This is a genomic window from Arthrobacter sp. TJ-266 (assembly GCF_058269115.1).
In genome coordinates this window covers 1-12,691 of the sequence record NZ_JBZCNC010000007.1, presented here as the reverse complement: position 1 = coordinate 12,691, position 12,691 = coordinate 1, and the positions used below count along the sequence as shown (strand labels likewise).

At 61.8% G+C, this 12,691-nt stretch carries 21 protein-coding genes; 16 read left to right on the top strand and 5 right to left on the bottom strand.

The genetic code is table 11. The features are described 5' to 3' along the window. Positions 1 to 391: 391 nt before the first annotated feature. A complete protein-coding gene (locus tag AC4D12_RS15895; RefSeq protein ID WP_490950928.1) occupies positions 392 to 742 on the bottom strand; it encodes a hypothetical protein in 351 nt (116 codons plus the stop codon). A gap of 71 nt (positions 743 to 813) precedes the next feature. On the opposite strand from AC4D12_RS15895, the gene AC4D12_RS15890 reads away from it, so the two are divergent. Both AC4D12_RS15890 and AC4D12_RS15885 read left to right on the top strand, forming a co-directional pair. After that, the gene (locus tag AC4D12_RS15890; RefSeq protein ID WP_490950927.1) at positions 814 to 1,341 is read left to right on the top strand and encodes a hypothetical protein; all 528 of its coding nucleotides are present in this window, start codon (positions 814 to 816) and stop codon (positions 1,339 to 1,341) included. Between the two features lie 727 nt (positions 1,342 to 2,068). Continuing rightward, positions 2,069 to 2,500: a hypothetical protein gene (locus tag AC4D12_RS15885; RefSeq protein ID WP_490950926.1), complete on the top strand. Its 432-nt coding sequence runs from the start codon at positions 2,069 to 2,071 to the stop codon at positions 2,498 to 2,500. A gap of 153 nt (positions 2,501 to 2,653) precedes the next feature. Here the strand turns inward: AC4D12_RS15885 and AC4D12_RS15880 are convergent, their stop codons facing one another. Then, a complete protein-coding gene (locus AC4D12_RS15880; protein ID WP_490950925.1) occupies positions 2,654 to 3,244 on the bottom strand; it encodes a hypothetical protein in 591 nt (196 codons plus the stop codon). Positions 3,245 to 3,326: 82 nt separating this feature from the next. Here AC4D12_RS15880 and AC4D12_RS15875 point away from each other — a divergent pair, with 82 nt between their 5' ends. Then, on the top strand, positions 3,327 to 3,686 hold the full coding sequence (locus AC4D12_RS15875; RefSeq protein WP_490950924.1) for a hypothetical protein: 360 nt from the start codon (positions 3,327 to 3,329) through the stop codon (positions 3,684 to 3,686). Positions 3,687 to 3,718: 32 nt separating this feature from the next. On the opposite strand, the gene AC4D12_RS15870 is transcribed toward AC4D12_RS15875, so the two are convergent. Continuing rightward, complete coding sequence (locus AC4D12_RS15870) at positions 3,719 to 4,369, bottom strand: hypothetical protein (RefSeq protein ID WP_490950923.1); 651 nt, start codon at positions 4,367 to 4,369, stop codon at positions 3,719 to 3,721. Between the two features lie 79 nt (positions 4,370 to 4,448). Continuing rightward, positions 4,449 to 5,219 (bottom strand): hypothetical protein, encoded by a 771-nt coding sequence (locus AC4D12_RS15865; protein ID WP_490950922.1) that lies wholly within the window; start codon positions 5,217 to 5,219, stop codon positions 4,449 to 4,451. Positions 5,220 to 5,465: 246 nt separating this feature from the next. Here AC4D12_RS15865 and AC4D12_RS15860 point away from each other — a divergent pair, with 246 nt between their 5' ends. From AC4D12_RS15860 to AC4D12_RS15835, 6 genes are all read left to right on the top strand, one after another. Next, positions 5,466 to 6,200, top strand: a complete 735-nt coding sequence (locus tag AC4D12_RS15860) for a recombinase family protein (protein WP_490950921.1) — start codon at positions 5,466 to 5,468, stop codon at positions 6,198 to 6,200. 9 nt (positions 6,201 to 6,209) lie between these two features. Then, entirely contained in the window at positions 6,210 to 6,899 is a 690-nt protein-coding gene (locus AC4D12_RS15855) for a M48 family metalloprotease (protein ID WP_490950920.1), read from the top strand. Further along, positions 6,896 to 7,195 carry a hypothetical protein gene (locus tag AC4D12_RS15850; RefSeq protein ID WP_490950919.1) on the top strand — a complete coding sequence of 100 codons (300 nt, stop codon included), beginning with the start codon at positions 6,896 to 6,898 and terminating at the stop codon, positions 7,193 to 7,195. The genes AC4D12_RS15855 and AC4D12_RS15850 overlap by 4 nt, the downstream gene beginning before the upstream one ends. A gap of 23 nt (positions 7,196 to 7,218) precedes the next feature. Next, entirely contained in the window at positions 7,219 to 7,704 is a 486-nt protein-coding gene (locus AC4D12_RS15845) for a hypothetical protein (protein WP_490950918.1), read from the top strand. A 277-nt stretch (positions 7,705 to 7,981) separates the two neighbouring features. After that, positions 7,982 to 8,197, top strand: coding sequence for a hypothetical protein (locus AC4D12_RS15840; protein WP_490950917.1), 216 nt, complete (start codon positions 7,982 to 7,984; stop codon positions 8,195 to 8,197). A 157-nt stretch (positions 8,198 to 8,354) separates the two neighbouring features. Continuing rightward, positions 8,355 to 9,299: an oxygenase MpaB family protein gene (locus AC4D12_RS15835; protein ID WP_490950916.1), complete on the top strand. Its 945-nt coding sequence runs from the start codon at positions 8,355 to 8,357 to the stop codon at positions 9,297 to 9,299. A 130-nt stretch (positions 9,300 to 9,429) separates the two neighbouring features. Here AC4D12_RS15835 and AC4D12_RS15830 read toward each other — a convergent pair whose 3' ends face one another. Then, the gene (locus tag AC4D12_RS15830; protein WP_490950915.1) at positions 9,430 to 9,840 is read right to left on the bottom strand and encodes a hypothetical protein; all 411 of its coding nucleotides are present in this window, start codon (positions 9,838 to 9,840) and stop codon (positions 9,430 to 9,432) included. 366 nt (positions 9,841 to 10,206) lie between these two features. Between AC4D12_RS15830 and AC4D12_RS15825 the strand changes: the two genes are divergently transcribed. The 7 genes from AC4D12_RS15825 to AC4D12_RS15795 form a co-directional block, all read left to right on the top strand. Next, positions 10,207 to 10,641, top strand: coding sequence for a hypothetical protein (locus AC4D12_RS15825; RefSeq protein WP_490950914.1), 435 nt, complete (start codon positions 10,207 to 10,209; stop codon positions 10,639 to 10,641). Positions 10,642 to 10,729: 88 nt separating this feature from the next. Continuing rightward, complete coding sequence (locus AC4D12_RS15820) at positions 10,730 to 11,026, top strand: hypothetical protein (RefSeq protein WP_490950913.1); 297 nt, start codon at positions 10,730 to 10,732, stop codon at positions 11,024 to 11,026. Between the two features lie 115 nt (positions 11,027 to 11,141). Further along, entirely contained in the window at positions 11,142 to 11,420 is a 279-nt protein-coding gene (locus AC4D12_RS15815; protein WP_490950912.1) for a glutaredoxin family protein, read from the top strand. Positions 11,421 to 11,425: 5 nt separating this feature from the next. Then, on the top strand, positions 11,426 to 11,650 hold the full coding sequence (locus AC4D12_RS15810) for a hypothetical protein (RefSeq protein WP_490950911.1): 225 nt from the start codon (positions 11,426 to 11,428) through the stop codon (positions 11,648 to 11,650). 74 nt (positions 11,651 to 11,724) lie between these two features. After that, positions 11,725 to 12,297, top strand: a complete 573-nt coding sequence (locus tag AC4D12_RS15805; protein WP_490950910.1) for a single-stranded DNA-binding protein — start codon at positions 11,725 to 11,727, stop codon at positions 12,295 to 12,297. Between the two features lie 80 nt (positions 12,298 to 12,377). After that, positions 12,378 to 12,551, top strand: a complete 174-nt coding sequence (locus AC4D12_RS15800) for a hypothetical protein (RefSeq protein WP_490950909.1) — start codon at positions 12,378 to 12,380, stop codon at positions 12,549 to 12,551. Then, positions 12,548 to 12,691 (top strand): ParB family protein (locus AC4D12_RS15795; RefSeq protein WP_490951023.1); only part of this gene is annotated, 144 nt, incomplete at its 3' end. The genes AC4D12_RS15800 and AC4D12_RS15795, both read left to right, overlap by 4 nt.

The following is a 12,691-nucleotide window of genomic DNA, read 5'->3' as shown; positions in this document are numbered from 1 at the left end:
GCGGCACCGTCCATACCTTGCGGGTGTTGGTATCGATGTCGGTGAAGGCGGGCGCGCACCACACAAGGCCGCTGAAGGTTCGAGCCCGTGGATCCCACTCGGTAGGCGCAAGAGTCGCCCACGAGCCGCTGCCCGCGCGGCCGTGATCGTATTCCTCGACTATCGAACCGGCTGTAGTCGGCAGCAATGAACTGGTCACAGTGATCTCTCTGTTACGACAGGCGTGGTGTGGTTTAACTAGCTTAAGCGCACTGATCAGCCCAGCAACGCGTGGTTCGAAGCAACATCAATGACTCCGACGAGGACGGCGAAGATACGAACAAGTGGTGCCCGCTCGAGGATCCCGCTGCGGACACCTCAGGTAGCGGCTAGGTGTGGACGAACGGGGGCGTCAATCGAGTGTCAGGACGCGGATTGCTCGTTCGAAAAGGCCTGCTGCGATGGATTCCAGTGCCGACTTGTGGTCGGCGGTCTTGTCTTTGGGAGACGGAACGAGGCTGACTACGTCGTCAGTGTTCACGCTGACGATTCCACCCCAACTTTCACCGTCGGAGTCGAGGACTGACGCAGACCCGTTCGACCATCCCCACTTTTCGGACTTATGCCGGCTGATGTTGGCACTCAGAATAAAGGTCTTCATCTCACCGGTCGGTTGCTTGATCGGCGCGTGAACGATCTGGGCTAGGTTCACGACGTCACGGCGTAACTCGAACTGTGTATCGACAACCTTGTAGCCGCTCATCCGGCTATTGTGCATCACGCTTGACGATGAACGCAGGCGTTACAAGGGTGCTCACGGCTTAAGATGCCGAAATGACTCCGCTGAACGTCTTGACCTTGCGTGAACAGGATCCGGAGTTTGTGGCGTCGGCGTTCGGAGGGGAATCACGGCTTTCCAGGCGCAGAGAGAGCAAGCGGTTGGACGTCGTAATCGATGGCCAGCCTCTGAGGATGTTGTGGCGCGAGTGGGAGCAACCGGAGTGGGATTTTGATGTACCGGTAGCGGATCTCGTGACGCGTTTATCCCGGTCATCGAGGGCGGAAGGCCGGCGGCAGTTGAAGCAGCTCCGCGGTCCTGCCGCAGGGCAGAGTCCGGTCATCGCTGAGTTGCTCTACTGCGGGGCCTGCTTCGACATATCTGATGGCATACTCGGCGTGCAGATCGACCGGACTCGGGACGTAGTGACGTGGCGTCGATTGGGATGGATTGATGAGTTGGAAGGCATCACTGATGATGCTTTGATTCCTAACGCGTCCGATTTTAGGTTCGACGTCGTCGCGTACGACCGAGAACTGGACCGGGCACGAGCCGTGTTGGCCAGCGTTTTCCACCGCAACTGAGAGCGCACGGACCTGTCCAACGGGACAGGTCCGTTGAGGATCGCCCGCTCAAGGATCCTTCAGCGCGCGTCAGTACCCGGCGACGTTGATACATAGACCCGGCGGAAGCGAGTCCTGGAGATGGCGTCCGCGTGGATACCCACTGGTAACCAGCCAATATCTCCGCGTTCGGTGCTCTCTTTCAGTGTTGTCCGCGGAACAGCACGAATCATCTGACCTCTGCCCCTAAGACTCCAGCGTTTGGCGAGCAATACCTCGAAGGAGTCCGCTGCCTCCGGACGAGTTGCGATGTACTGGTGCTTCCAAGGACCTTGCAGGATGACGCCGATTCGGTGCTCAGGCCACGGCGATTCTGGTAGCACGATGTCCGTAGCGAGCCGGACCGCGCGAGCCCAAGACACCCGCAACCCTCGACCTGGAGCGGAAAAGGCCTCGGAGCCGAAGGCCATGAACGATGAACTACCAGGGTTACTGGCCGTGCTAGAAATTCCGATGGCATTACCAAGGAAAGTTGCCACTCCGCCTAAGACCCCTGATCGCCAGAAACCTCTCGCTGACCTAGCACCCCGCCGCCCACGGCCGCATTCTTGTTTGTCCATGCTCACCATCATCCCCACCCACTGCCGTTCGGCATGCACGCTGCAGGATCCCTGATTGGGACGGCACAGCTTAGGGTTGAGGAGGAGGTTAGGCGGCCGTTGTCGAGTCAGTTTGCGAAGCTGTTGTCATGACCATCGATATGAGAGCTATGCTCGGTCGCGTCGTTCCAGATGTATTCAAGGAACACCTCGTGACGCCCGATGTGAACCCAGACCACGAGGACTGGCCCTACGGCTCACTGGTGAACAGCCGCACGAGTGCGGGACGCTCGGTCATCATCGGCGCCGACGGTGGTTCCTTCATGATTGGCTACGTTCCCGAGCTAAACGTACAAATGATGGTCTTCGATGAGGAAGACGATGAGGACGAAGCCGAGGAGTACCGAGAGAAAGCTTTGCGGGAGCTGTGTCTAGCGATGCTTGTGTATCTCGAGGGAGGAGGCCGCATCAGTGAGCGGCGGAGCCTGTTAAGGCGCGGCGTTGTTCGAAATCTCATCATCGAGGCGGATGGCACAAAGTGGCGACTCGGCCGAACCATCGGAAGAACAAGCCGCTCCTAGCAAATTAGAGGTGCCAGCACCGACTGCCCGCTTCAGAGGGAACGGTCGTTAGCTCGGCTGCTCAATGAACGGAAGCAGTCTCTCCCGTCCCATGAAGGGATCCCTTACCGGGCATATCTGCGCGAAGCGTCTTCGCTAGCGTGAGCGCTCGATTCAGTGTAGAGCTTTGGGGTACTTGAACTCCTTCGCTGGACCGGTTTCGGCAATCGACGCCAGTCCTTGGAGGTAGTGATCTCCGGTCCTGACGATCGTGATGCTCTTTGGCGGGTAACCAAGTGGTGCGTCGTGCCAGGTGGCGTCCGGCCGGACCTCCCAAAGGTAGAGATGTCGGCGCGTTAGCTCGGCCGGAACCCCGATCCATACGGCGTCGTATTTCTTGTTCCGTTCGATGGAGAACATGACACCAGGGGCAAGGAAGGAGAGGAGCATGGCTGAGGTCGAATCGAGGTCCGGTGTAGGCCGACCGGGTGGAGGAGCGGGAGGCCATTCCGGCTGGGTCCTGGAGAACTTCTGCTCAAAGCTCTGGTCGGGTCGCACGCGCGCGATCTCGCTCAGACGGACCGCTGCATAGCCGTCGAAGAACCCTCCGTCCATGGTTTGCGCGAACAAAGCCCACTTTCGACCCACCGCGACAACGAAGCCGTCCACGCGCTGACCGGGACGCGATACCCGGTCGAGGCGCACCAGGGTTTGCTCTCGCTGCGCGGTCAACAATCGCGATCGGGTTTTCTCGGTAGTGGGCACACTTCATTGTGTCCGACGCTGATACGCGAGTTCCGCGCTGCGTGAATGATCTGAGAAGTTCGTCTGCATGGTGGAATCGGTCATGAGGTTCTCGAGCAAAGCGCAACGCACGTCCGACCTGTTGCGCCCCTTCTACTTCCACCTCGAAGCCCTAGAAACAGCGATCGTGCACCCGAAATTTGTGGATGACGAGCTGATGAGCAGCTTGAAGCTGACCCCTGCAGACGCTGACTACAGCTTCGCTGTCGTCGAATTCATCGACCACTGTGCCGGCTTGGAGGGAGCACCCACAACGAAGAGCAACAGAACCACCGTCCTGAGCGCTCTCAGTGAGCTTCAGAATCGCATTCCATCCTCAACGTTCGACTACCGGTTTTGCCGCTACGAACTGGAGCAGTTGAGACTGTTCGTTACCTCAATCGGGCGGACGGCGGACGAGTGACCTCCGCGAGATGTGTTCCGCGCGAGGATCCCTCACTGGGATTCGAGGGCTGGGACCGTTCGACCGTCTGGCAGGGTCAGCGCTTCCGTGACAGTTCCATCAATCGAGCGCACTCCTTCAAGATGCAAGGTCACTGCATTGTCCGTGAACCCGCCAGACCAGTCATACGCGTAGGTCATGCCATCAGGTAGCTCGCCGAGCTCAGCTTCGGTGGGGTAGTCGACCGTGAACGGGGCGTTGCGTGCGGCTTCCTCGCAGACTTCGAATGTTCGATCCGGGTGAACCACGCCGAGGAACGTGGTGGTGTTCCCCGTGGTCATCACACCGGTAATCATGTGTCCAGGCGGAAGCTCATCTCGGGATGGCGGGCTCTGTACGCCGGCCGCCATGGAAGCTTCCCGCTGCTCTACTCCTTCCAGCGCGGCGCAGGCACTTACTGCCTCCACAGTCGGTTCGATCTCATCCGGAGGAGGCTCGTCGTTCACCGACGGCAAGAGCGTCAATCCAGCGAAAACGCAGGCGATCAGTGTCCCACCGACGAGAAGCCTCCGTCGGTTCGAGCGTGCTGGTCGATCATCGGTCCTAAGAAGATCTAGGTCCTCTGTTTCTAGGACGCCCAGATCCACGATCTGGATGCCACTGTGCGGTACTCGGCTGTCTGGATCGTCAAACTCATTCCCCATGATCTTGACCCTACGGTCCGACACTCACCATGAACACAGGACGGGCAGCGTGTCTCTCGACCCGCCCGTAGAGGATGGTCTACCGAATCGTCGCGGGCAACACCGAACGTTCCTTCTTCACATGATCGACTAGTCCGGACCAGCTGACCAAGGAGTAGCCGCCAGTTTTGGTCACGGTTATCTGATTGCGAGGGTAGGTTCCTGGGAGCGGTTTGAGATGGTCCTTGTCCACCTCCTCCCGAATTGTTGACGCCGTTACGAAGGGACGGTGTTCGAGAAGCGGTTTCTGATGTCGGAGCTGTTCCGCGTACTGCGGGGCTTCGAGGACGTGCTCACTTCCGTCCCAGTCGAGTACGCCGAAGACCGGATAGCTACCTTTGCCGTCAATGTATCGCCCAAGTACGCGGAGGAGGAGTTGGGATTCTGTTGACTGGTCGATGAACAGGTAGTGGCTTCCGATGGGAAGCGCAGTTTCCCGGCGCTTGACCGGCTTGTACTTGCGAGGCTCCGATGGAGACTCAAGAAGATTGAGCCTAAGTTTCTCGAGAGCCCTTTGCCGAGCTTTCCTGTCATCGTCACTCCAGCGATCAAGCTCGTCCTGTGACTGAGTTATTTCAATGGCTCTTGCGATAACTGACGGAACGATATGCCCCAGCCGATGTTGTGTTGCTGCTAGGCCGAGCCAAACTGGGTTGTTGTCCACATCATGAGGGTCGCCAAAACAGTACTCCTCCAAGATTATGTCAGTCGCTTCACTAGCAGTGAGGCCTCCCCTGATTAGGTCTCCGAAGGCTTTTTTGGCGTCAGCCGCGTCATCATTGCTGAAAATACCTACTCCCCATGCTCCCATCCGCTTAGTATCGCCGAACTTCAGCGGCCGTCAAGGAGCAGTGTGGCTGCCGTGGCCTGCCACTTCCTTACGCATCCGTTAAAGGGTCCTTCGGCGCTCACCTTGCAGCTGTAGTTCTCGTGCCCGCCAGCACGGCAGCGGCGATGGCCGTTTGACCCGAACGGTGAAAAGTGGACGGAAGGGTGCCATATGCGTACGCCATGGAGAGCTTCCGGCTGCTGATACGCAGTCCAAGCAAAGGATCCTTTGACCGGACTGATGAGAGTGCTCCCTGCGGTCTCGGGCATGTCGAGCATCGGCGCGGAACTGGAGCCGCTAATTAATCTCAGCAATGTGTCTTACGTGGAGTATTCTCATCAAAGGAGAAATCAACCTTTGTTGAGCGGTCGGAGCGTCGGAATGGGAAGTATCGGGTACGCCAGGGTTAGCACGCTGGAGCAAAACGCGGATCTGCAGCACGCAGCGCTAACTGCGGCGGGCTGCACTCGGATTTTCACTGATCAGGGAGTGAGTGGAACGACGGCTAACCGGCCGGAACTCGACAAACTTTTCGATCATCTTCGGAGCGGAGATGAGGTGGTTGTGTGGAAGCTGGACCGGTTGGGTCGCAATACCCGCAACCTGCTGGCCCTGATCGATGACCTCGAGCGCAGGGGAGTGCACTTTCGCAGCGTCACCGAAGGCATCAGCACCACAGGTCCCATGGGGCGCGCCATGCTCACCGTGATGTCCGCCTTCGCACAGCTCGAGCGCGACCAGCTCGCGGAGCGGACCAGGGCCGGCATGGCCGCGGCGGCTGAGCATGGGCGCAAGGCCGGCAGACGCGAAGTGACAACCGACCACGCGAAGGTGAAGCGCGCGAGGGACCTCAAAGCGCAGGGCCTCGCCCCAGCCGACATCGGGAAGATCATCGGCGCAAGCCGCGCGACGGTATACCGCTACCTCAACATCGCTAGTTCGACAGCATCCGCTGACCGATAGGAGCAAGTGATGACACCTCAAGACCGACAACTCATCGGAGTAAAAAGCCTCCTACAGGATGCTCGCGCCCTCGTGCAGCGAGCTGCGGCACAAGCAGGTCTTCCATCACCGGCAGTCGAGCTTGCCCCCACGGTAGATAAGCCGGGCGCACCCAGGGCGAACGCCCACTATCAGGTGATCCGTGGAGTGCCAACAATCAAGATCACCGAGGCCGCTCTGCGCGAACTGCCTTCCGACGTCCTCGAGTCTCTAGTGATACATGAGTTGGGCCACCTTGCCGACGAGTCGTGGTGGACGCAGAAACGCAGGCAGTACCTCGCCGGGCTGGGATTCGCAGCACTCCTGCTATTCGCTGGACTCATTGCGGCCGCCACTGCGGACACCTCCAACGCTGATATGACTCCTGGAGGGGTAACGATGGGGTGTGGTGCGATTCTTGCCTCTGCCGCGTACTTCATCTTTCGAGCGAACAGCCGCACAAGCGAGTTACGGGCGGATCGTTTCGCTGCACGCCAGCACGGCAACCTGTTGAGTGCTCAAGCCCTGTTTGCAGCATGGGAACGGGATACCCCAGAACCCATACACCACCGACGCCTACGGCTTCCCTTGCGAACCCATCCATACCGCGCCACCAGGCTCACGGCCATCGAAGCTGAAATCACCCGGCAAGACCCACCGGCGACCAGGAGAGCACGATGATCAGAATCATCCGCTGGTTGCTCACCTCGAGCATCCGGTACAGCTACCGGTTAGTCCGCGCCATCCTCCGCCTGCCGCTGCTGCTGCTGCCGATCTCGCGGCGGGTCCGCAGCCAGGTCGCTGGAGCGTTGGCTGTCGGCTTGTGGTTCTTCTCAGCGTGGTTCGTCGCGACCGCGGCCGGCGCGCCATGGTGGGGACAGCTCATGATCGCTGGTGCAGGCGTCCTCGTCGTCGCCGGCGTAGTGCGGATGGAGGGCCGCCGCCCGATCGTGCGCCGGCCGGCGCGCGTCCGATGACGTCCCGGCAAAGGTAGCTGGGGATGAGAACGCGCAGGGGAGAGGCTGACCGGTTCTGGGAGAAAGTCGTGAGGGGCCCGCGGCCGCATGACTGCTGGATCTGGACCGGAGCCGTCGCTGACGACGGCTACGGGCGGTTCTGGGTCACCAGAGACGGCGAGCAACGCGCCCTGCGGCCACAACGCTACGCCTACGAACACCTCACCGGAGAGACACTGCACCCCGGCATCGCGCTCATGCATGTCTGCGACGTCCCACTGTGCGTCCACGCCAGCACCGGGACAGACACGCACCTGCTACCCGGTACACAGGCGCTGAACATGCTCGACCGGTCCCAGAAGGGCCGCCACGCGAACGCATCGACCTTCCGATGGCGCGGTGTCGGACGCGCCCAGTTCCGCGCCCAGTCCGTCGAGCTGCGCACGGCCCTCCTCGAGCACGGATGGAACGAATCGATCATCCGCCCGCTACTGACCGGCATCGACCCCAAAGCACCAACCCTGTTTTGACTATGGGGGGCGTTCTCGGCCGAGGGCGACCACTGCGCCCTGCTCGTCACGATTTCGTTGCTGGGGCGGAGTGGAAGCTACTGGCAGGACTTCGGGATGTCCTCGAGGCTAACCGGCCCTGACAAGCCGCGGCCTCCGGGCTGGGACTCGCACCACTCGTCGACGAATCCTGCGCCGATGCTGAGCACCGTCGGCGCAGTGCAAGCTATCAGGAGCACGACCGTTGCGATCGAGAGCGACCGTGCTTCCCGGACGGTCGTCGCCCGCGAGAAGCAAGATGTACGTCAGGCTGCCAGCGACCCCGGCGATGAAGATCAGCAGGTTCCCCGTTACCTGTGCCGTCGTGATCTCGGAGCCCGAGATGGACTTCCACACGTACGACCCTGATAGCAGGAGCGAAATCAGGAGGGGCAGCGCTGTCACGAACAGCGTCGTCGTTGCGACCCTGAAGGGTGCCTTTGGCAATTCCCTCGTGTGTTCCCCCATGGTCTGAGCCTAACCAATGCGCAATATGGTCAGCGCTGACTGCGAAGGCGCGCTGGTATCTGGGTGTCACCGTATTCAGCGCCGTGTCAGGACCGTGTTCTACGCTTCGTAGTAGATTCCTGTCCGGGTGTCCGTCGTACCCGACCTACCGTCGTTGGAGCATCATGCCTGTGAGCTCGATCCCGCGCCCTGCCGACCTTGCTGACCGCGTCCGCAGCGCGTTCCGTGCTCGGGTTTCCGGTGATCCCACGGGGGCACCTGACTGGGTGCGCGACATCGCCTTGGTCGGGGAGGGCCCAGGATTGTTTGAGCCCGACGGCGTCGTCTGGCAGGTTCATGGTGGCCTTTCGACTTTGGTCGGAGGCGTCGCGGCCCTCCTCGGCCAAGGCGCTCACCCGTTAGCGATGGCCGGGGTTGCACGGCACTCCTCCTACCGCAGTGACCCCTGGGCACGCCTCGCTGGGACCGCGCGCTGGCTCACGATCACCACCTTCGGCTCCACTGAGCTCGCCGAGCGGGACTCGTCGCGGGTCCGCCGCATGCACGGGCGGGTCAACGGCACCACCGACGACGGGCGCGCCTACTCCGCCTCCGACCCCGCACTGCTGCGCTGGGTGCACCTGGCTTTCACCGACGCTTTCCTCGGGGCCCACGAGGCCGTCGGCCACGACCTGGCCCCACAGTTCGGACGCAACTGGGCCGACACCTATGTCGCCGACTGGTCCCGTAGCGCCCGGACCCTTGGGGCCGAGGACCTTCCGGTCAGCCGCGGGGAACTCGATGAGGCGCTGCGCGCGCTCGAGCCTGACCTGGAACCCGTCCCCGCCGAACTCCTTACCTTCCTGTCCGCCCCGGACGGGCTGAACCGGGCCGAGCGGATCTTCTACAGCGGCATCGCTAGCGCCGGAGCGCTGGTCATCTCCCCGTCCGTGGCTCCCCTTGCCGGGGTGCCCGGCCGCGGTGACCGTTCGCTCGCAAATCGCCTCCGGTTGCAGCGCACCCGCTTGCAGTTGCGGACCTTCCAGCTGGCCCTCGGGCCTCATAGCCCCTCCGTGGATGCGGCGCGCTACCGACTCGGCCTCGCCGGCCCTCCTGACTGGCTCAACTGAGCCCCGGCCACGCTCAACCTGTCGAGCTGATCATGGCCTTCCTTGACCCCGGATGGAACGAACCGATCATCCGACCCTGATCGCCGGCACCGAGCCTGAAGCACCAGCCCTCTCGTAGGGCTTAGGACATCTAGCGCTCAGGTTTTTCAGTAGCGTCGCCCTGCTGCGCCTCCCACTCACGTCTACCCTTGTTCCACTCTTTCCAATTATCAGAATCGAGCGGTCCAAACCCGGTGTCCTTGGGAGGTGCTATTGGGTACTCGCCCTCGGCTGGCGTGAATTCAGGTTCCGCCTTACGAGGCGACGCTTGCAGAGCATCTGGAAGGGAATCTGACGTCACCGGCTGAACGCGGCTTGGCGGGATGACGTACTCATCCCTTTCGCCGTCGGCCACTACCGTAAAGAGATAGATAGGCTTGCCCCTTTCACGGGACCACGATCTGGCCCTAATCTCGCCCTCGACTAGTTGATGTTGCTCAGGATGTACGTACCTGATGCGATCGCCAGCATTCCACTCTTCTCCCTGACGCTTTTCGTCCATGAACCGAGCCTACCGAGCGTTCTCAAGCCCTAGGCGGTCCTGCGCTTCGCTGCGGCCTGTCACCGGCCAGGCTGCTCCTTCGTCGCACCCCGTCCGGGTCTTTTTTGCTGCTGTCCTTCGGATTATGCGCCCCCGCTCCACAGCGTCAACCGGCTCCGCCGGCATCGGGCACACCGATCCTGTCCGGCGCTCCTGCATCGCTTATTTCCTCCCAAAATCGGTGCACCCTCGCACCTACGGCGTTGAGCACTGCTCCGTCGGGGACGAGCGAGCGAGCTCGCCAGCAGGCAAAAAACAACGGGGAAAGGGTCCGCTGCTGGTCACTACAGGGCCTCGACTCCACCACCGCAACGAAGGAGCAACACCATGACCGAGAACACCACCACTAAGGACACCGCCGAAGCGGTATCCGTACCCGCCCTGCCCGCCGACGATCGCAGCGGGGACGGGTATGACTGGATGGAAACCCTCACCGGTACGGCGTGGATTGTCCTGCCGAACTGGGGTTCCGAAGGATGGGATGCCGGATCGTGGCCGTACATCATCCTCGCGGTCGCCAAGTGCAAGGACGACGCAGGGGAGCTGTTCGGGTACGGCCAGTACCTCGAGGGCGACACCGAGACCTTCTGGTTCCGGTCCCAGACCGCCTGCCACGAAGCAATCACCGAATCGGTGTTCGGGTTCTGGAAGTTCGGTCAGGCAGACGGCCCGGAGGACCTGCCCGCGGCGGCGGCCGAGCTTCCCAGCCGCTACCGCAAGCCATTCTTCGGATGGATGCAGGGACGCGACACCGTTCGGTAATCGCCCAGCAACCGCACCCCGCCCCAGCGGGCGGGGTGCGGCCCGGCCCTCCGCCTCATCCCACTACCTCGAAAGCAGGCAAGCGCTGATGCCCGAAGTGCTGTTCTCCATGAACCGGATTGTCACCCAGGCCAATTACGTCCGAGTGGCCGTCGACGAAGACGCAATACTCATCTGGCTGCAAGAGAACCCCAAGGAGAACGACTGGATCCAGCCCGTCAGCGACAAGGACGACATATGCGCCGAGGACGTCCGCCGCTACACCGAAGTCCACCCCGAGTTGCGCGACCACCGGTACTTTCACGAAGTAGCCGGAGAAGTGTGCGAGAGCTGGTCCCAGCTGGAAATAATCGGCCGAGCGGACGAGAACCAAAATCAAAGTTAGTCGGATTCATGCGGCAGAAATGCTGTTTTTTCAGATGAATAAACGGTAGAATTAGTACCAGCAGCACAGCAGTTGACTCTCACTAAAACCCACACGTAACCAAGGACTGAGCGCCATGACCATCACCATCTTCGAGAAGCCCACCGGGTGCTTCGGGTGCAAGAAGACAAAGGAACTGTTCGATGCCGCAGGCGTCCAGTTCAACACCGTGGACATCACCACCAACGACCAGGCCCTCGCCTACATCACCGAGGAGCTCGGCTACAGCCAGGCACCTGTCGTCGTGTACGAGAAGGACGGCAGCGAGGACCATTGGTCCGGCCTGAACCCCACCAAGATCAACCAGGTCATCGCCCTCGACGCCAACACCTCGACCAGCGCGGAAGATAGGTGAGCACCATGGCCACGCCCACCACCTCGAGGAAGCATGTTGACGGTTTCGTCATCCTGGTCTGGCTCATCGGCATCGCCGGTGCCGGCCTCCTCACGGTGGCCGCAGTCCTGGCCATCACCCGCGGAACCCTCCTCGCCGGTCCCGACGCCCTGATCTACGCCGCCCAAGGTGCGCTCCTCCTCGGCGGGGCGCTCGGAATCTGGCGCGCTAAGACCCCCAACGGACCCTAGACACTTAATACTCAAATACTCATTCACTCATCAACGACAACACCAGCACCCCACACGAAAGGCAGTCGAGCATCATGGCCGGAGAAACCGTCATCACCGTCATCGGGAACCTCACCTCGGATCCCGAACTCCGCTTCACCCCCAGCGGGGCAGCGGTCGCGAACTTCACCATCGCGAGTACCCCACGCACCTTCGACCGGCAGTCCAATGACTGGAAGGACGGCGAAACCCTGTTCATGCGCTGCAACGTCTGGCGCGAGTCGGCCGAGAACGTCGCCGAGACCCTGACCAAGGGAACCCGCGTCATCGCCCAGGGCCGGCTGAAGTCCCGCACCTTCGACACGAAGGAAGGCGAGAAGCGCACCGTGATGGAGCTCGAGGTCGATGAGGTCGGGCCGAGCCTGCGCTACGCCTCAGCGAAAGTCACCCGCGCCCAGCGCGGCGGATCCGGCAACAACGGCGCCAGTGGAGGTAACGCCCAGGGCGGGGGAGGGTTCCAGGGAGGGGCGCAGCCGGGTAACCAGGGCCAGCGGGTTCAGCAGCAGCCCGCGGATGACCCGTGGGGAGCCCCCGCAGCGGCTCGTGCCGGCAGTGCCGGCGGCGCGGGCGGATGGGGCAACGGCTCCGAGACCGAACCGCCGTTCTGACAGACATCGGGGTGGCCGGCAACCGTCGGTCACCCCTCGCCTCGCACCTAACCCCGGTCAACACCTAGGAAGTGACACCCATGATCACCACACGAGCCTTCACGGCTCTCAGTGCCTTGTTCCTGATGGCGATCACCGTCACGGGTTGCTCGGGCCAGCCAGCCTACATCGCCGCCGCCTACGAGCGGGCCCGGGCAGAGATAGCTCGAGGTGGACAGCCCGAGGACGATGGCGGGGGAGTGGATCCGGAGTGAGCAAGAACAAGCCTGCGTCATTCACCCCGTACTTCAGCCAGGCCGACGCGGACCAGGTACGAGCCGCGTTCCTCGCCGCAGGCAATGCCGAGGGGTACCGCTCTGTGACAGACTTGATCGAAGCAGCTGTGATGCGTGAG